This is a genomic window from Streptomyces sp. NRRL S-350 (genome assembly GCF_000719705.1).
GTDB lineage: Bacteria > Actinomycetota > Actinomycetes > Streptomycetales > Streptomycetaceae > Kitasatospora.
This window is the reverse complement of record NZ_JOHO01000013.1, coordinates 107976-125633: the sequence shown is the minus strand read 5'-3', so window position 1 is coordinate 125633 and position 17658 is coordinate 107976. Positions and strand designations below refer to the sequence as shown.

At 69.0% G+C, this 17658-nt stretch carries 19 protein-coding genes; 2 read left to right on the top strand and 17 right to left on the bottom strand.

Going from position 1 to position 17658, the window contains the following annotated elements:
- Positions 1 to 307 precede the first annotated feature (307 nt).
- Entirely contained in the window at positions 308 to 802 is a 495-nt protein-coding gene (locus IF30_RS47885) for a hypothetical protein (RefSeq protein WP_158835156.1), read from the top strand.
- Between the two features lie 242 nt (positions 803 to 1044).
- Entirely contained in the window at positions 1045 to 1647 is a 603-nt protein-coding gene (locus IF30_RS0115860; RefSeq protein ID WP_030237948.1) for a hypothetical protein, read from the top strand.
- A gap of 157 nt (positions 1648 to 1804) precedes the next feature.
- Here IF30_RS0115860 and IF30_RS0115855 read toward each other — a convergent pair whose 3' ends face one another.
- The 17 genes from IF30_RS0115855 to IF30_RS0115780 form a co-directional block, all read right to left on the bottom strand.
- Positions 1805 to 2116: a hypothetical protein gene (locus tag IF30_RS0115855; RefSeq protein ID WP_030237945.1), complete on the bottom strand. Its 312-nt coding sequence runs from the start codon at positions 2114 to 2116 to the stop codon at positions 1805 to 1807.
- Between the two features lie 19 nt (positions 2117 to 2135).
- Positions 2136 to 2882, bottom strand: coding sequence for a CHAP domain-containing protein (locus tag IF30_RS49320; protein ID WP_051710370.1), 747 nt, complete (start codon positions 2880 to 2882; stop codon positions 2136 to 2138).
- A complete protein-coding gene (locus IF30_RS0115840; RefSeq protein ID WP_030237940.1) occupies positions 2879 to 3058 on the bottom strand; it encodes a hypothetical protein in 180 nt (59 codons plus the stop codon). The genes IF30_RS49320 and IF30_RS0115840 overlap by 4 nt, the downstream gene beginning before the upstream one ends.
- Before the next feature lie 72 nt (positions 3059 to 3130).
- Positions 3131 to 4858, bottom strand: coding sequence for a peptidoglycan-binding protein (locus IF30_RS49315; RefSeq protein ID WP_030237936.1), 1728 nt, complete (start codon positions 4856 to 4858; stop codon positions 3131 to 3133).
- The gene (locus tag IF30_RS0115830; protein ID WP_051710369.1) at positions 4858 to 5202 is read right to left on the bottom strand and encodes a hypothetical protein; all 345 of its coding nucleotides are present in this window, start codon (positions 5200 to 5202) and stop codon (positions 4858 to 4860) included. Before IF30_RS0115830 ends, IF30_RS49315 begins: the two co-directional genes overlap by 1 nt.
- On the bottom strand, positions 5199 to 5645 hold the full coding sequence (locus IF30_RS0115825; RefSeq protein WP_030237930.1) for a hypothetical protein: 447 nt from the start codon (positions 5643 to 5645) through the stop codon (positions 5199 to 5201). The genes IF30_RS0115830 and IF30_RS0115825 overlap by 4 nt, the downstream gene beginning before the upstream one ends.
- Positions 5646 to 5706: 61 nt before the next feature.
- Positions 5707 to 6120, bottom strand: a complete 414-nt coding sequence (locus tag IF30_RS41545; protein WP_030237928.1) for a hypothetical protein — start codon at positions 6118 to 6120, stop codon at positions 5707 to 5709.
- 15 nt (positions 6121 to 6135) lie between these two features.
- Positions 6136 to 6495: a hypothetical protein gene (locus tag IF30_RS0115815; RefSeq protein ID WP_030237925.1), complete on the bottom strand. Its 360-nt coding sequence runs from the start codon at positions 6493 to 6495 to the stop codon at positions 6136 to 6138.
- A gap of 246 nt (positions 6496 to 6741) precedes the next feature.
- A complete protein-coding gene (locus IF30_RS45260; RefSeq protein ID WP_078891410.1) occupies positions 6742 to 7101 on the bottom strand; it encodes a hypothetical protein in 360 nt (119 codons plus the stop codon).
- The gene (locus IF30_RS47875) at positions 7094 to 7630 is read right to left on the bottom strand and encodes a hypothetical protein (protein WP_158835153.1); all 537 of its coding nucleotides are present in this window, start codon (positions 7628 to 7630) and stop codon (positions 7094 to 7096) included. Before IF30_RS47875 ends, IF30_RS45260 begins: the two co-directional genes overlap by 8 nt.
- A gap of 390 nt (positions 7631 to 8020) precedes the next feature.
- A complete protein-coding gene (locus IF30_RS0115810; RefSeq protein WP_030237922.1) occupies positions 8021 to 8542 on the bottom strand; it encodes a hypothetical protein in 522 nt (173 codons plus the stop codon).
- Between the two features lie 96 nt (positions 8543 to 8638).
- The gene (locus IF30_RS0115805) at positions 8639 to 12076 is read right to left on the bottom strand and encodes a hypothetical protein (RefSeq protein ID WP_030237920.1); all 3438 of its coding nucleotides are present in this window, start codon (positions 12074 to 12076) and stop codon (positions 8639 to 8641) included.
- 22 nt (positions 12077 to 12098) lie between these two features.
- Positions 12099 to 15260, bottom strand: coding sequence for a phage tail tape measure protein (locus tag IF30_RS0115800; RefSeq protein ID WP_030237917.1), 3162 nt, complete (start codon positions 15258 to 15260; stop codon positions 12099 to 12101).
- Between the two features lie 25 nt (positions 15261 to 15285).
- Positions 15286 to 15744: a hypothetical protein gene (locus tag IF30_RS0115795; RefSeq protein WP_051710367.1), complete on the bottom strand. Its 459-nt coding sequence runs from the start codon at positions 15742 to 15744 to the stop codon at positions 15286 to 15288.
- Positions 15745 to 15758: 14 nt separating this feature from the next.
- The gene (locus IF30_RS50225; RefSeq protein ID WP_267884539.1) at positions 15759 to 15881 is read right to left on the bottom strand and encodes a hypothetical protein; all 123 of its coding nucleotides are present in this window, start codon (positions 15879 to 15881) and stop codon (positions 15759 to 15761) included.
- A 107-nt stretch (positions 15882 to 15988) separates the two neighbouring features.
- The gene (locus IF30_RS0115785) at positions 15989 to 16372 is read right to left on the bottom strand and encodes a hypothetical protein (RefSeq protein WP_030237911.1); all 384 of its coding nucleotides are present in this window, start codon (positions 16370 to 16372) and stop codon (positions 15989 to 15991) included.
- A 41-nt stretch (positions 16373 to 16413) separates the two neighbouring features.
- The gene (locus IF30_RS0115780) at positions 16414 to 17658 is read right to left on the bottom strand and encodes a hypothetical protein (protein ID WP_030237909.1); all 1245 of its coding nucleotides are present in this window, start codon (positions 17656 to 17658) and stop codon (positions 16414 to 16416) included.

Here is a 17658-nt window from a genome sequence, read left to right as displayed (position 1 = left end):
GAATTCACCACGGGCGTCGGGTGGGACCCCTTGGTCGAACGGTGCTCTCCCGGCGTGGGACGGGGCGGCAGCGACGATCGGCGTGCGTGTCCAGCCACGGCCTACTGTACCGGCCCATGGCAGTCCTGAGCGGATGCGGACGACGCGACGCGGATCGGTGTCTGGGGCCATCGCGGGTGGCCGTCGGGTCGGGTTCCAGCCAGCGGGGAAAGCGGTTCCGGACACAATCGCCCGCTCCCGAGATACGAAATTGCACGGGCCCAATTCTGGCTCTACGATGGGTAGTTGTGGGTTTACTGTCTTCGCCATGACGAAGAACAACCCCGCCGATTCCGCGTTGCGCGACCAAATCGACGCCGCGGCCGCCGAGAGTGATGCCTTCCTGACCGCCCGAGGGGCCTCCGCTCCAGTTTCCGTGGGCTCACCGACCTGGCAACGCCCGGCCATGGAAGCCCTCGTGGCCGCAGTCTGGGCCGGAACGGCACGACGATGCGCGCATATCCGGGAAGACCGGCTCGTCTCAACGCCTACGGTGCTGTGGATCGAGGCGCCGGAGACGGTGTGCTGCCCGCCGTGCGATCTGGCGCGCAGGCTGAAGGAGGCCCGCACCTGCCAGGGGTGCGGGGCCCGGGGCACGCTGGAAGGCGGAGTCGAGTACGCGGCGCCGGCCGGGCCGATGTCCGTCACCGCAGTCTGGTGTCCCACCTGCCCACCGCCCGCGCTGGAGTCAGCACCCCGCTCGTCGGGCGCCAGCAGTCGCGCCCGCGCTGGCAAGAAGCGTTCCGGCCGACGCGGTCGCTGAAGGCCCGCGCCGGGCGGCACCGGGCATCAACACCAGGGGAATCGGCGCGTTCACCCGCGCCGGTTCCCCCCGACGGGGTAACGTCTCCAGCGGGGGCGCTCCGCGGCGTCCCGTCATCCACGCCGGTACCCGTGCCCACGCCTCCGGCCAGCGATCAAGGCTCTCCAACCGCGGTTGCTCTTCGCCGTCCCGTTGACCCGGCCGGCGCGGGCGTGGGACGCGCGGCCAGAGACGACGCGACGATGACCGAGCACAACTACCCCGGCAAGCAGGAAATCCGCGCCCGCCAGCGCCTCACCGGCGAGACCTTCATGCAAGCCCGCCGCCGCCTCGCCGAGGGCCGCGACCTGAAGGTCTCCACCATCGGCTACCTCCTGTCCACCAGCCTTCCGGTCGGACCCCGGCCCGACTTCACCGCCCCCGCCGAGGAAGTCCTCGCCGCCCTGGTCGCCAACTCCGCCCAGGCCCTCACCCGGCAGGAGACCAACGAGACCTACCCCGCGTGGGCGGACGTCGTCGTACTTCGTCCGCGCCGCCCGGCCCGCCCGGACGAGGCACCGCCCGGTTGGTACCCGGTCGAGGCCATGGTCGCCGTGCGGGCTCGCAGGGTTTGGTGCGCCGACGAGGACGAGCGCGTGCGCACAGACGCCTACCGCGCGGCGAAGGCCTTCCTGCTGCGGATGTGGCCGGACCTGCCCGAGGACTGGCAGACGGCGTGCATGGCCCTCGACGTGGTGGCGATGATGCGCGGCTGGGACGACCAGGCCCTGCGCCAGGTGATCGCCGACCCGCTTGCCCGCGCTACCACAATCGCCCCCGATCCCACCCTCATCCCGGACCACTGACATCCGGCTCTGCTACTGGGACGGCCCCCTCCCCCAGTAGCAGAGCCCAGTTCTCAGAAGCTTTCAGGGAGCCTGGGCGCTCCTATTAGTGCAAGACCGTATCGGACACACCGGCTGGTGCGGCACCCACTGATCGGTGGGTGCCGCACCAGGCCGCCTACGTGCCGTCAAGGTGCTGAGTGCGCTTGTCGACCCGGTCGACGGCATCTCGAAGGCTGCCGCCGGAGTTGGGGTGAAGCTCGTGATCGATGCGGTTGATCGTGTCCTCGATGGTGTCGAGCCGGTGGATGACGCCCGGGTGTTCGTCGTTACCAGCCCAGTCCCGCACGAAGTCCTCGACATTGCGCGCGGCGTGATGCAGGGCACGCGTCGCCCGCCACAGGATGCCTGCGACGGCACACACCGCAGCGACCGCGCCGCACCAGACCGCGAGGGCATCGGCCTGGCCGGCAGCCGTCGCAAGGTCCACTTGCTACCTCCTGGGTGGGTCAGCTGACAGGTCGGTTCCAGGACGCGGTCCAGGTCGCGGGCCCCACGATGCCGTCGACGGTCAGCGGCCAGCCGTGGTTCGTGGAGTCCTGCTGGAACTGCCGGCAGATGCTCGCGCTGGCGGGGCCGTACCAGCCGTCGACGGTGATGCGCCAACCGCGGTTGGCCATCTGCTGCTGCCAGGTTCGAACGATCTCGTCGTGGAGCATGGGGCTCTGCTGGCGCAGGTACTCGCCCGGCCACGCCGGTCCGGCGGGCGCCGGGACCGGGGCGGGGGCCGGAGAGGCCTGGTCGCTGTACTGGGGGCGGCCGTAGCCGACGATCACGGCAGCGGTCCGCACTCGGCGGGCGACGGCGTTCCCGGTGTTGGCCTCGATGGTGTAGACGTTGCCGCTGCCGTCGGTGTCGGTGACCAGACCAACGTGGTCGATTGCGCCGACGCTCAGGTCGCCGTCCCAGTCGAAGAAGACGACGTCACCGCGCTGTATGCCGTCGGTGCCGTCGTGCCACTGGTCGGCCTCCTGGAAACGGACAGCGTGGGCGACGGTGTACGCGTAGTCGGTGTCGAAGCACACCGCGGAGAACTCGCCGCTCTGCCGGGCCCAGTAGGTGATCCCTTCGTCGCACCACGGCGCATCGGCGAACTCCTGGCCGTCCCTGGAGGCGTAGTCCTCAGTGATGTAGTTGGGTCGGCCACTCAGCCCCAGGCTCTTCTCGGCCTGGGAGATCATGGTTTCCACGCTCATGCGGGGTTCCCTCCGGTGGTGGGAGCGCCGTAGACGCCGGCGCTGTTGGGCTGGCCGAACTTCGCAGCCAGAAGCGCGGCCTCGTCGGGAGTGGTGGGGCCGTTGCCGCTCTCGGTGAGCAGTACGGCCTGCTGCGCCTGGCTCGGGTTGGGGTCGGTGGGGCGGGGTGCGCCCATGGGTGCCTCCTTGGAGGGCATGAGTGAGCCCCCGGGCCAGCGGCCACGGGGGCTGAACGGGGTGAGGGTGGGTCAGGTGAACAAGAGGCGCCAGGTCTCGGGGCCGGGGTAGCCGTCGGCGCTCGAGCCGTTCCAGCCCTGGGCGTGCTGGAAGTCGGCGACGTTGAGCCGGTCGGCCTCGCTCCAGGCCGGGGACGGGCCGATGCGGTAGTGGCTGCCGTAGCCCTTGCGGACCAGCTGCTCACCGAGCATCAGCACGTACTGGTTGGACTGGCCGTCCGCGAAGGCCTGCCGGCCAGGGAACGGCGGCACCTCTCCGGGGAGGTAGCCGAGAAGTCGGCGCAGCGATTCCGGGCCCGGGACGCCGTCGGCGTCCTGGTGCGGGGCGGTCCCCTGCAGTCCGATGCTGAGCTGGTAATCCTGGTAGTTCAGGGTGTCCGCGTCGCCCCACGCCGGGCCGGGACCAACCTGGTAGTGGGTGCCGTGCCCGGCAGCGACCAGGGCTCGTCCGACAACAGTGACCTGATCACCGACGGCGCCGTAGCCGTACCGGAGGCCAGCGATGGTGACCTGGTAGCGGGCGGGGGTCGGCGTCGGGGCGGGAGCAGGTGTGAGCTGTGCGCTGGGGACGTTGAAGGAGTCGACGGCGGGTCCGCCGCGGTAGTCCTGCGGGTCTGCGGTGGGCGGGGCAATGTGGTCCGGGAACGTTGGGGCGAAGTACCCGGTGACGCGGGCCGCTCGGCGTGGCGTTGCGTGCGACCACACCCCGTTGCCCTGCCCGCTGTCCTGGGAGCCAGCCTCGATGCTGTTGCCGCCCTTGGTGTAGACGGTGTCGCCGTCCCAACCGGTGACGATCTCGCAGTGCTGGCCGTCGCCGAGGTTGACCCATGCTCCGATGGACGGGTAGAGCGACCACTGGCCGTGCTGCTTGGCCCAGTCGGAGAAGGCGGTGACGTTGTCGGTCTTCGGCACGGCCGAGTCGAGGCCGGTGTCGTGGTACATGTCCCAGCAGTACTCGACGCACCACGAGACGCCGTCCTCCCCGTACTCCGTCCCGAACGGCGTGTGGTTGTCGTAGCCTCCGTTGGGGTTCCAGCCCTCGTAGATCTGCTCGGGGATGGATGCGACGTGGTCCAGGAGCTGCTTCCACTGCGGAGTGGGGCTCGAGGGCGGGGCCTCAGTGGGGGTCGTGTCCGGCTGGGACGCGGGGTCCGGGGCGGGGGCTGGCGGTGTCGGCGTGGGCACGCCGGCCCAGGCATGCAGTTGGTCGACCGTGCCGTTGTAGAGGTTCGTGTCGATCGGGGCGTCAGTGGTCTGGTGGAACGCCCACGGATGTTGGACGGCTGGGGCGCCGGGCGGGGAGTCGTAGTCGGCGATCCACAGGAAGTCGCCGCACTCGTCGTCGGTGCGGTGCCACCAGTCGAGGTTGGCGTACAGGCCGACCTGGTGCCCTGGGTAACGGGCCTTCACCTGTGCGAGCCACTGGTTCTTACGGTCGGTGGCCGTGGTGTCGTCGACATCCTGGCCGTACGGTTCGAAGTCGAGAGCCAGGAACTCACCGGACGGGATGTCCCCGACGACCGCGCAGAAGTGGTCGACCTCGCCCTGGACGTCGTTTTCGGCGTGGAAGAAGTGGTAGTGGCCGATGACGAGGCTGCGGCCGCGCGCGTCGGCGAGCTTGGCCCGGTAGCCCTGCTGGTCGGTGTGCGCGCCTTCGGTTGCCTTGATGATGGCGAACTCGGCGTCGGCGGGGATCGAATCCTGGTAGTCAGAGACGTCGTAGCCTCGAGCGTTGGGCATCAGAGTGCCTCCCCTGCCGGTGCCGGATCCTTGGGCGCGGCGGTGACGATCTGCTTGAGCTCGTCGTGGGCCTGCCGCAGAAGAGACAGCTCCTCCATGACCGCGTCGTGGGTCTCTCCGGCCTGGCGCTCTGCGGCGCGGCCGAGCACGGTCTGGCCGACCATCAGCAGCGGCAGGGCCACCAGCTGGATGACGTTGGACCAGTACAGGAGGCGGTCCTGCGCGGCGGGGAGCAGCAGTGGCAGCAGGCCGTACATGGTGAAGGCGTAGAAGGCCCACATCGTGCCGAACCCGCGGGTGACGAGGACGGCCAGGCGCTCATTGAAGCTGGTCAGGTTGCTCATCGGCTGATCAGCCCCGGGACGTAGAGCTGCGCGGTCCAGTCGGCGTGGCTGGCGGTGTGCGCGCCGCCGGCACCCCTGTGGTGGAAGGCGCACAACCAGCGGAACTGGCCCGGCGAAGACTCGGCCCAGTCGGTTATCTCCTCGGCAGTGGCGTGCTCGCTGATCTCGGGGAAGTCCTTGTGCAGGGCCTCGGCGTCGGCGGCGTTGGCGACCGCGAACTCGAGGACCGCGTGATGTAGCTCGAGGTTTCCGGCGCACTGGTCGTGCCCGGCGCGCTCGCCGACGTAGCAGGCCGCGCCCTGGCGGTGGTGCTTGCGGTAGGCGTTGAACGCCGCGTAGTGCGGGTCGTCTTCGCGGGGTTCGTGGGCCGGGAAGTGCATGGTGTACCGGTGGGTGGCCGGCTGGTCGTGTGCGGCGACCTCGCGGTGCGGGTGGGTGGTCAAGCTGCCTCCTGGGATGAAAAAGCCCCCGACCGGTCGACGGGTCGGGGGTGCGGCGTGGTCGTCAGGCGGTTGGCAGGCTGTTCGCGCTCCAGCTGGGCGGCAGGACAGCCTCGGCTGCGCTCGGCGTCTCCAGGACGGGGACCGGTTCGGGCCGGCATCCACAGGCAGGAAGGTGGTCCTGATGCGGAGCTGGGCAGTCCGCGCTGTGGATCTGCGCGGCGGCCTCCAGACTGATCGCGTGATCAGCGCACGCACGGACCGCCATGGTGACGTCGACGGACGTTGGCCAGAGCTCCAGGTCAACACTGGTGGCTCGGTCGGCACGGTCGCGGCTGCGAGCCTCCTTCACGGTGGCAAGGTGAGCGGCGAACTCCGCTGCGGTGAGGCGGCGGCACCACTGCACAACAGCGCCGGCTCCGCACATGCCGCAGGTCGCCTCCCCGACGCTGATCACCGCAGGGTGGACGTTGGTCATGTGGTGGGGTTCCTCTCAGCCGTGCGACCAGCGGATGGACCACCAGGGAGCGCCCTGACCGGGAGCGGCGGTGGACAGGGCACCTCCTGAGCCCTGCTGGACGATGACCTGGAGGGTGTCGCCGGCGGCGACCGGGACCCGGAAGAAGCCGCCGCAGGTGGGGTAGTAGGTCGACGCCGGGGCGGAGCACCAGGAACCGGGTAGGCCACTGCCGTTCTTCTGCAGGAACACCGCGCGGAAGCCGTTGCTGTTGTTGGCCCAGCAGATGTTGTAGGCGACGTCGAGGGTGCCGGGCTGCTGGGCGCGGTACTTGGTGGCGTCCACCGAGGGATTGAAGCCGCCGTACGTGTCGGTGTCGACGGTGTCCCAGATCATGGCCGCATTAGTGGTGTTGGCTGTGGACTGAGCGGTGACCTGACGAGCTGTGAAGAGAGGCGGGTTCGTCAGGAAGGAGCCGTTGCCGTAAACGTTGGCATTCCACAGGGCACTCGTGACGAACCCGCCGGGGGCTTGGGTGGCCCAGGTCGGTGCGGGGGGAAGGTTGGGTATGACGGCCCTCCAGGGATGCTGCCGGCAGCAGCCGCCCGTTGGCGGCGGGCCGGGAGAGTCGGGACGAGGAGGTCAGCTGCTCGCGGGGGCAGGAACCGTCCAGCCGGTCGCCAAGGTGACGGTTCTGCCGGCGGCGAAGGCGGGCCTTGCAGCAGGCAGTGGTTCTGGAGTACATGAGCAGTTCGGCAGGTGGGCTTGGTCCGGTGCCGTGCACGTCGCCTGGTGGATCTGCGCCGCGGCGGTCATGCTGATGGCGTGCGGGCCGCAGGCGTAGACGGTGACCGTTGTGTCGGCCGCCGTGGATGCCGGGATCCGGGTCGCCATCGCGGTCAGTTCCGTCGGCGTAGGGCGGCGACGCCACTGCACGAGCGCTGGAGCACCACAGAGCTTGCAGGTCAAGGCAGTCGTTCCGAGCTTCAGCAGGTCAGACATGGGAGAACCTCACCCACAATCCGGTCCGCAGGTCGGAATCGAGAACGGTTCCAAGTGCTCCGCCGGAGCTCTGCCAGCCGCACACCTCAATGTAGTCTCCCGGTTTCAGGAAAATATCCTTGACCGGTGTCACGAGACCAATTTCCGGTCCCATCGCGGGAAGGTATGCAGCGGCTCCGAGAACAGCTGTTCCGTTGACCTGCAATTTGACTGCGCGAAAGCCGTTGCTGTTGCCGATCGGCGCGTAGACTCCGCATGCCGTGTACCAGCCGCCCGCACCCGCTTGGCAGGTGTAGCGCGAGGTGTTGCTGGTGGAGGAATGGCCGCCGTAGGGATCGCTGGAGACCGTGTCTATGTTCAGCGGCGTCCAGTTCTGATTGCTCAGAGACTGACTGGTGGATTGGTACCCGACGAAGGTCGGCGGGTTCAGAAGGAACGTCAGCGGGGAGTAGACGCTGGCATTCCACAATGCACTGGTGATGAAGTTGCCGGGGATCTCTGATGCCAGAGTTGGAACGGCAAGGCCCACGTTGCTCCTCCTCTCTGAATTGGCCAGGCCGGTTGTGGGGGTGGCGGTCGGTCAGGTACGCGGCGCGGGGGCGGCCCAGGCGGGCGGCAGGTCGGCGGCTGGCCGAGCTCGTGGAGCAACCGGAGCCGCAGCGGGCAGCGGCTCCGGCATGCAGCCGCAGGCCGGTAGGCGGGCCGGATCAGCGACGCACTGCGGCTGGTGAATGTGGGTAGCTCCGTCGAGGCTGATCGCGTGGGCCGTACAGGCGAACACCGCCTGCACGTCGTCGGCGCCGGCGGAGTGGCGGCGGCGCCACTGAACGGCGGTTGCCGCGGTGCAATTGGGGACCCAGCAGTGGCTCTGCGGCGGTCGGCTGATGTTCGTGGAGTCGAGGAGGAGCAACTGGGCCTCCTAGGCGTGGATCCAGAGGACAGTGAGCGCGCAGTCTCCGTTGGTGGTCAGCGCCCCACCGCTGGCCTGGTAGGCCGCTACTTCGACGTAGTCGCCGACTGCGAGCTGGACGATGGCCAGGGTCTGGATGGCGGTGGTGATGTCCCAGGAGGGGTTCGGGATGCCGAACTGGCTTGCCGCGATGAGCGAGCCGTTCTTGTGGAGGCGTGCCAGACGGGCGCCGCTGCTGCTGGTGCCCATCCCGACCGAGCCGATGAGCAGATACCAGCCGGCGATCTGCGCGGTGTAGCGACTGTTGTTGACGGTGTTGGAGTGGCCCCCGTAGGTGTCGATGACGGTCGTATCGATCGCCACCGGTGTCACGGTCGTGTTCGGAATGGACTGGGCCGCTGCCTGGACACCGCGGAACACGGGTCGGTTGAGCAGGAACGACAACGGGGTGTAGACGTTGGCGTTCCACGTCGCGCTGGTGATGAAGTTCCCTGGGACCTGCGATGCCAGGGCCGGAAGGGAAAGCGCCACGCTGGTCCTCCTCTCGATGCGACACGCAAGGCCTCAGGCAGAAGCCCCGGCCGGGCTGGCGGCCGGGGCGGTGGTGGCGCGGCTTCGCGCATGCGGCTAGTAGGCGAACGCGGTCGAGTCGAACTGCGAGACCTTGTCCCAGGTGGTCGGGTCGGACACTCCGCTGGGGAGGGGTTCACACACGGGGTCGCCCGTACTGTGGGCATTCGTCACTGCCGAGGTGAGCGTCAGGACGCATGTCGTCCAACCGGAGGTGGTGGCGGGAACACCGCCAGGTGCGATGGTGACGGTCTCCGCCATGGGTGTGCCTTGGCCGAGCACCAGCTGCTGACCGGCGGCCAGCTGCGCCCGGGCGGGGTTCACGTTGTCCTGACCGGCCTTGATGGTGACCGTGGTCGCTCCGGCCGTGACGGGCGACGCGAGCGTGGTGTGGAACGCCGCGAAGACGGCGTACGGGGTCAGGTCGGCAGGGCTGCACTGGAGCGTCACCGTGGCGTCGGTCTGGTCGTTGAACGACCAGTCGATCTTCTCGATGTAGCAGTCCGCCTGGATCGGCGGAGCGCCTTGCGGCCTGCGCATCACGCGTACGCGCATACCGAGCTCCAGAGAGAGGCAGACCGGCCACATCGCGGGCATCGCCGAGGGGTGGAGGGTCAGTGTCGTGACTCGAGGCGCTGGCTGCTTGTACCGCGACAGCAGATAGTTGGCGCTGTCCTGGATTTCCAAGGTGCTGCTGGCGTAGCTGGTGCGCGTCATCGTGCGGGGGAAGTACGCGGCGACGCTCGCCGTGTCCTGGGCGCTGAAGACCTGCTGGCTGGACTGCTGGGTGACCCGGACTTCGTTGCTGATGTGGGTCGCATCCAGCTCGAGGCCGGCTTCCTCATACGGCCATTCCCCGCCAGCCTGGTTCTCCCCGAACGTGTACACGGGGGTCGTGGCGTTGTACCGGGCAGCGCGGGACTTGAAGGTGATGGCACCTGTCCGGTTGACGTAGTGTTGCCCGTTCTCGGTCGCCACCACGTCTTCGAGGGCAGCCAGGGCGTCCTGGCCGGAGAACTTGGCCCCGGACAGGCTTCGGGTCTGGCCCGTGTCGATGCTGCGTGCACCCTGGTACCCGGCGTAGTCAAGGATCCGCTGGTAGCGGGCGTCGCTGGATTCGCCCGCGAAGGCGTTCTTCCACGCGTTGTAGAAGTTCAGGCAGTCGTCGGCGCCGAACCACTGCGTGAACTCACCGATGAAGGCGAGGTCACCTTGGAAGTTTCCCTGGAAGGGGCCGCCGATGACCCAGTTGGCGAATCCGCCGACGCTCTCGAAGACGATGCCGGTCGGGGCAGCGTCGTTCGGGATGTTGCCGAGGTAGGCGTTGCCGCCGTCGATGGAGGCGAGGAGCTGCTGGTTCTGCTGGTTGTAGCCGAAGATCGCCAGGTGCCAGTTGCCGTCAGCGACGTTGGGAATGTTTCCGTTCTGGTCGGCCAGCAGGCAGCTCGAACCGTGGTTCGTGGGGCCGGTGACCACCATGATCGGGTGGCCGCTGGAGTCGATCCCGAGGGCCAGCTTGGAACCGATGAACTGATCGTTGGTCATCTGGCCGTCCGTCCCCACCCAGACGTACGTGACGGTCGGGGGAACGGGGCCGGTGTAACGGAACGCGATGAGGCGGCTGAACAGTGCCGGGTTCGCCGGGCCAGTGATGCCTGCATCGGACAGGCAGAGCGCCGAGCCAGCGAAGGCACCGGCCTGCCCTGGGCTCGGGTTGTTGATCGTCATGACGGTCCCGCCCGAGCCGGCGAAGACGCCGTTCACGGGGTCCTTCGCGGTCACGCTGTTGCCCGTGGTGAGAGTTCCGGGCCCGTTCTTGGAGATGTAGAGCGTCGCGGGCCGGTAGTTGCCCATGCTGTCGGCGAAGGTGGCGGCACCCTGTGGGTCGTCCAGCCGGTACAGGAACCGAGGTGTGTAGGACTTGATCTCCTCGGAGCACGGGTCGGAGAGGGTGACCTGCGAGAGGAGACTGAGCGTGTCCACGCCCGTGACCTGGGTCTGCCCGTACGTGCCCGACAGCCCCCAGCTGGAGCCCCAGCGCTCGGTGAAGCCGCTGTAGATCGGGTACCAGGTACCTGGAGCGCACCAGGCTGACGGGGCGGCGGCCCGCTCGAGTTGCCAGCCGTCGACCTGGACGTTGCACGACGCCGACGGGGAGGCGTTCGTGCGAAGCGAGACGGCGCAGAAGGCGGTTCCGGCGGGGGCGGTGCCGGTGACGGTGAAGCGTGTCCAGGACGCTGCGGTGGCTCCTGTGAGAGTGATGGTCGTGCCCTGGACCATCTGCAGCAGGGTGCTGCCGTCCGCGCTGAAGAAGCGCAGCGCCAGGTAGAGCGGAACCGTGGTGCCAGCCGTGACGTTCCGGACCTGCATCTGCGCGCTGTACGTCGCGCCGGGCTCGAAGCTGGGCTGCTGGATGTAGGCGACGGCGGTCGAGCCGGCGGTTGAGGCGGGTACCGCGAACTGGGCTACGGTGCCGCCAGCCCAGGCTGAGCTGGAGGCGACGAAGGCGCCCCCGCCGCTGTCGGTGCGCGAGTAGATTCCCGGGCCGTTGTCGCTGGTGTCGAGCGTTCCGAGCGAGTAGCCGCCGACGTCTCCACCGGTGGCCTGAGACTGTCGCAGCAAGTTGCGGGTCGGCGGCCACTGCGCGCGCAACCGGTACGGCTGGTAGGGATGGACGTGGCCGTAGTACGGCCCGGCGGCGTTGAGGGGGTCGAACCGGCCGTCGTTGTTGTCGAGCTGCAGGCGCAGCTCGCCGCTGCGGATCTGGTCGAGCTCGTATTGCTTGCCTCGGCTGGAGGCGACCTGGTTGCGTGTGAGATTGGAGACGTCGACGTAGTTGTTCAAGGGGACGTTGCCACCCTGGACGCCCAGCGATGCTCCCCAGCCGTGTTCGATCGTCGGCCAGTTCGGGTTGTTGGGCTGCGCGCTGATGGTGTTGACGTTGCGGATGGTGGCGACCATCCCGGCCGGCTCGCTGTCCGTCGCGCCGGTCTGGAAGAAGAACTGCACCCCGGTCACCGGGAAGGCATGGGCGATGGTGGCCTGAGCCGTCCAGGCACGGCCGTCCGGGCTGGTGGAGAAGGTGAACGAGCCGTTCGCTTCGGAGAGCTTCCACCAGCGGTGCGTGTCAGGGTTGTAGGTCGGCAGCGGCGTGGTGGTGAACACTCCGGCGACCTGCAGCCGCAGGCTGAACACGCCGCTTGCAGCGAGCTGCGCGTTGATCCAGTTGCTGCCGTCTGCGGCGAGCCTGAAGATCGTGAGCGTGCCGCCGTTGCCGTTGGGCGCCGGGGTGATCTCCGCATGGATGCTGGAACCGGTCGCGTCCCACGGCGCCGACCCGACGGTGTTGTAGGTGTTCGCGCCGGTGGGGACCGCGACCTGCACCAACTGGTTGACCGGATCGACGGTGCAGGCCGCGACGCTGCTTGCATTCCACAGGGCGGTGTTGAGACCGGGCGAGGTGAACGGGTCCTGAAGTGCGGAGAGCTTCGCCATACCGGCGCCTCCTGTCGTGGGGTCAGCGCCGGTAGGCGGGGTAGGTGGTGGAGTTGCGCATACCGCGGCGCAGCCACTCCGTCTCGATGTCGTCCGCGAGCTGCTTGGTCGTCACGGCCGAGCCCTGCACGGTGATGTTCCAGTTATGGGTGACGTGGACCGGCCCTCCGCCGGCGGCTGAGGTGCCCGATGGCAGGGTGCCGACGGCGACCGGACCAGCGGGCCGCCCGGCGGCAGCCGCGACCGAGGCGGTGACGCGCACGGCGTCCGTGGTGATGCCCTGGGCGCTGGTGATGACGTTCTGCGCCAGGCCCGTGGCGGCCTCGGAGACGGGGTCGCTACCGGCGACGATGCCGTTGGCAAGACCCGTGGCGACGTGCATTCCGATCTCGTGGAACACCCGCGACGGCGAGTGGATCCCGAGGACCCTCAGGACCGGTCCGGGGACGATGTCCTTGATGAGACCCGTGAGCTTCGAGGCGAGCCAGGCGCTCATCGAGATCACGCCGTTGTACAGGCCGATCAGCAGGTTCTTTCCGGCGTCGATCAGCCAGGACCCAGCACCAGAGAAGAAGCTGACGACCATCCCGGGCAGCCTGGCCAGATAGCCGATGGCACGCTCACCGCCCGACACGAGCCAGTCGAAGGCCTCAACGACGAGCTTCAGGGCGGCCTGCACTCCGACGCGGAACCACGTGACGTGGTTGTAGGCGTAGATCAAACCGCCCACGATCGCGGCCAGGGCGAGGACGACCAGCCCGATCGGGTTGGCGTCCATCGCGAGGTTCAGCAGCCACTGGGCTGCCGTCATCGCGCCCTCGGCGACGGTGGAGGCCACCATGGCGACCTTCTCCGCGACGAACGCGATCGCGGAACGGGCTGAGGCAAGCGCGACCTCGCCCGCTCTGAGCGCGTACTCAGCTGCGGCAACGGCCGCTGTCTTCAGCGCCCCGCCGACGGCGGCTGCGCCCTGGACCATGCCGCTCCACGCGGATGCGGCGCCCGCCGCGGTGGCCCGCCCGATGTTGACAGCGAGGTCCGCGGCGTTGCGGGAGGCGGTGCCGATCCATGCTGCGGCGGCCTGGCCGCCGCTGGCGACGCCTGACGCGAGTTTCTGCGTGCCGCTGGAGACGGTGGAGGCAACCGCGGTTGCCCCAGAGCGCACCGCGGCGCCGGCCCGGGCCGCTCCTCCGGCGTTCTCGCCGACCTGAGCGCCCGCCACCGCAGACGCGAACTGGGCGGCGGCTCGAGCACCGGACGCCATGTCGCCGATCAGGCCTTGGACGCCCTTGGCCACCCCGGCGATCTTGTTCACGGCGAAGACGGTGAACGCGGCGGACAGGCCGCCCGCCACGACGTCGGCGAGGACGCCGGCTGCTGTCGAGTTCTGCTGGAAGAACCCGAGGATCGCGGAGATCGGCGGAATCAGCTTCTCGCCGATGCTGATGGCCGTGACTTCGAGGCCCTGCTTGAGCTTGGCCATCTGGACGGTCATCTGCTCGTTGGTCGCGGTCCAGCCCTCGACCTCGTGGCCGCCGTCGTTGAACGACTTGCTGACGGCCTCGATGCTTTCCTTGGTCTTCTTGCCGTCCTCGCTGGTCAGCATCAGCGCGGTCTGAAGACCGGACTGGCCACCGGTTGCCTTGCGCAGCAGGTCGGAGAAGGTGGTCAGCTCGGGGTTACCGGCCTTGACCTGGTCGGAGAAGCCCTGGCTCTTATCCCACAAGGACTGGAACTGCTCGGCCTGCGCCGCGAGAGCGCCTGGCAGGTCCTTGGCCTGCTGCTTGAACTCCTTCTGGGAGATCTGGCCCTGCTCGTAGGCCTGCGCGAGCTTCTGCAGGGCCGGCGGCATGGCCGAGACCATCTTCGCGGCGTCCTGCGCGGCCGACGCAGACTGCTTGAACACGCCGACCGCGTAGAGCCCGGACGGACCGAGGCGCCGCCCGATCGCCTCCACGATCTCGTTCATGACGCCGGACAGGCCCTTGCTGCCCATGTCCTGCGCGACCTGAGTGGCTGACAGGCCCAGCTGCTGGAGGGTCGCGGACGTCGTGGAGTTCGGTGACTGGAGCGAACGGATCGCGCCTGCCATGAGCTGCGCGGCGTGCTGCGCGGTCTCACCCTTCGTCGTCATCGACGCGAGGTCACCGACGACATCCTCGAAGGACACGTGCGCGGCATACGCGGACGGCAGCACGGTGGACAGCGAGGAAGCGAACAGCCCGAAGTTGGTCTTGGCCTCTCCAGCGCCCGTCTTCAGGGCGTTCATGACCTGGACGGACTTCGACGCCGGGATGTTGTAGTCGTTCATCGTCGTGGTCATGGCGTCCACGACTTGGTTCAGCGGGGCACCTTCCTCACGGGCGCCCTGCGCGGCGGCCCGGACAACGTCCAGGCCGCCGTTGGCGAACTTGTAGCCGGCCTTCTCGGCCTCGTACATGCCTTCGGTCACCTGGTGCCAGCTGGTACCGGTGTCGGCGGCGATGTTCTTGATGCCGTCTCGGACGGCGTTGAGGTTGGCTTCCTGCTCGCCAGCGGCGGTGACGAGGACCATCGTGGCGCTCTGGAAGTCCGCGGCCATCTTGACGCTCGCGGCGCCACCGGCGAGGCCGGCGACCGTGACGGCCTTGCCGACGTTGTTGATGGTGGCCATCGCGCCGCCGGCCGAAGCAGCGGACGCGGTGGAGGCGGCATCGGTGGCCGTCGCGCTGTTGCGGGCGGCGGCACCGACGGCGGTAAGGGACTCGGTGGTCGTTGCCGACGCGGCCTGCACAGACACGGCCATCCGCTCGGCGCTCGCGCCGATGGACTGCAGCGACGTGTCGGTAGCGGTGCTGCTCTCGGTGACGCTGGTGGCCATCGCCCGCGCGGAATCGCTGACGGCTGACAGCGACGTCGAGGCCTTCACCGAGCTGGTCTGGACGGCGGCGGCCATCTCCTCGGCACTGACAGCGATGCCCTGCAACGACGCGTCGGTGACGCCGCCGGTCTCGGCCAGGCTGCCGGACATGGCCCGGGCCGACTCGCCCACCGACGTGAAGACGAGGTCGACCTGGGCGGCGATCGCTCGTATCGACGCGCCGAAGTCCTCGAATGCGGCGACGCCCGCCTCGATGGCGGACAGCAGTGGGGCGACGTTGCCGAGGAACTCGGCGGTGACCGGAGGGAGGAGAGAGTCAGACACCTGGCACCTCCTCGTGTTCGGAGGGTCAGGTGAGTGCCGCGCCCCAGGCTCGGATGAAGGCGGCGCGCAGCGCGGGGTCGTGGGCGACCTCGTCGTATGCAGCGCGCATGTAGGGGCGAGGTGGCAGGGTCGTCGCGTGCCCGCGGCCGGTGACGCCACCGAGTTCCTGGATGCGGGCGTACGCGGCTGTCGGGCCGGTCACGGCAAGCCACTCGCCGGGACTGGTCCTGGTGGGGCCGAGGACGGTGAGGGAGTTGTGCAACGACCGGCTGGTGCTGGGCACAACCATCGCGGGTGGTTCGCCAGGCCGGGACGGCGTCGGTGTCCCGCGCTCGTGGCTCATGCGGGTCAACTGCCGTTCGACGGAGTGTGCGAACAGGGCGGCGGCTTCAGCGACGGCGAGCGGGGTCGCGGCCTGGGCGCGGACGCCGATGCCGGTCAGGGCGCGGCGCAGCTCGTCGCCGCCGCTCAGGGAGACTCCCACAGGCCTCCCTCCCGCTACCGGTGCCGGGCTTCCGCCTCGGCCCGGGCCCGTTCATGGCGGGCCTCTTCGACTTCGGCGTACGCGCGGGCGATGACCGGGAGCTGTTCGATCAGCCACCACGGCTGGTCGTCGACCACCGACGGAGGCCAGTGGTGGACTTGAGCGAACCAGCCGTAGGGGAATGCGGCCTCGTCGAGCGGGGTGGCGGGGTGCTCGCCGGGGATGGGCCTACGGTCGAGGGCCGCTACGAGGCGACGGTAGGCGCGGTAGGGGAAGCGGGGTCGGCTTCCTGCGCGGCCTGGTCCTTCGCGTCGGTCGGGTCGGGGTTGCCCGGGAAGAGGAGCTGCTGCGCCGGGCGGATGAGCTCGGCGAGCTTGTCGTAGTCCTCGATCTCCATCAGGTCCAGCGAGTCCGGGGACACGGACGGCAGCGGGAGGGGACGCGGGAGCTGCCAGTTCTCGACCAGGAGGGCCATCAGGCCGTCGGCGACGTCCAGGCCCATGGAGATGTTGGAGGCACTGTCCTGGACGGACCGCAGGATGCGCTTCTTCGCGCCGGCCTTGAGCTCCTTGGGGTCCCGCAGGACGACCCAGGAGTCGGGCGAGGCGAGGGGGTGCTGCTCGGACATGGGTGGGGCTCCTTCGGAGAGGTGGGAGGGGTGCGCCGGGATCAGAAGCTGCCGGGCGGGACGTTGCAGGTGATCGAGATCTTGATCTGGGAGTAGCCGCCGCTGCCTCCGGCGTTCGCCGTGTTCAGCAGGGGCTTGAAGGTGGTCGTGTAGCCGACTGCGGTCTTACCGGCGTCCGGGTCGGCGACGGTGAACGCGCACTGCTGCATGTCGATCTGGATCTTGAGCATGTTCACGCCGGTCAGCCCGTTGCTGTGGATGACCTGCACCTGGGGCTGGCTGTTGGTCAGCATGTACAGCAGGGGGCTCTCGTCGGAGACCGCAGAGAACGTGAACTTGCCTTCGACGGTGAGTCCGCCGCGCTGGATCACGTACGGCACGCGGACGCCAGTCGCGGTGTAGATGACCCCCAGCTCGCGCTTGAGGGTGATCTCGCCTTCGGAGACCGTCGCAACCGGGGATCCGGCAACGCTCCCGCCGATGCCGATCGTGGTGCTCCATGACGGCAGCGGGATGGTCGTGCCGGGCGCGGCCTGCGGGGCGACCGCGGCGGGCACCGACGGCCAGGAGGTGCCCTTGACGGTGTACTCCAGCAGCGCACTCTCGACGGCGAACTTCAGCGCCAGTTCGGAGGCTGCGAAGCCGGGGTACTGGCGGGCGCCGGTGCTGCCCGGGCCGAGGTAGTGCGTGACGGTGTGGGACGGTGGCTGGCCGGTGCCGCTGTTGAGCAGACTGTAGGCGTAGGTGTACGGACCGGTGACGGGGGTGACGGCGTCGCCAACGCTGTGGGCGTAGGCCAGGCCTCCGGTGGCGGGCACCGTGACGGGGATGACGAAGTTCGGGGCGGAGCCGGTCGGGGTGCCGGTGGTGACGATCTCCGCCTTCGCACCGGTGCCGATCTGCACCAGGGTGCCGGCCGGGATGGTGGCCTGCGTGGTGAAGGAGGTCGCTCCGGCGGCCGCGGCGACGCTGAGGGTCGTCGCGCCGGTACCGGTCGGGGTGCCGGTAACGCTGACGTCGCCCAGGATGTTGCGGCACCACCACGGCAGCTGGTCGGCGAACGCGGGGCTGTTGATGTCCAGCTCAGCCTTGCCGACGCCGAGGATCTCGTTGAACTCGGTGGACATGACGCCGCGCAGCGCCTTGTCCTCGAGGTAGGTGACCTTGTCGGACGGCTTGATCTGAGCCACGGTCAGGGTGTTGGTCATCGCGACGGGCTGGCCGGGGGTGGCCTCCGCGGCGATTCCCAGGAATTGGCGTGCTGGCGCGAACGCGGCGACGGCCAT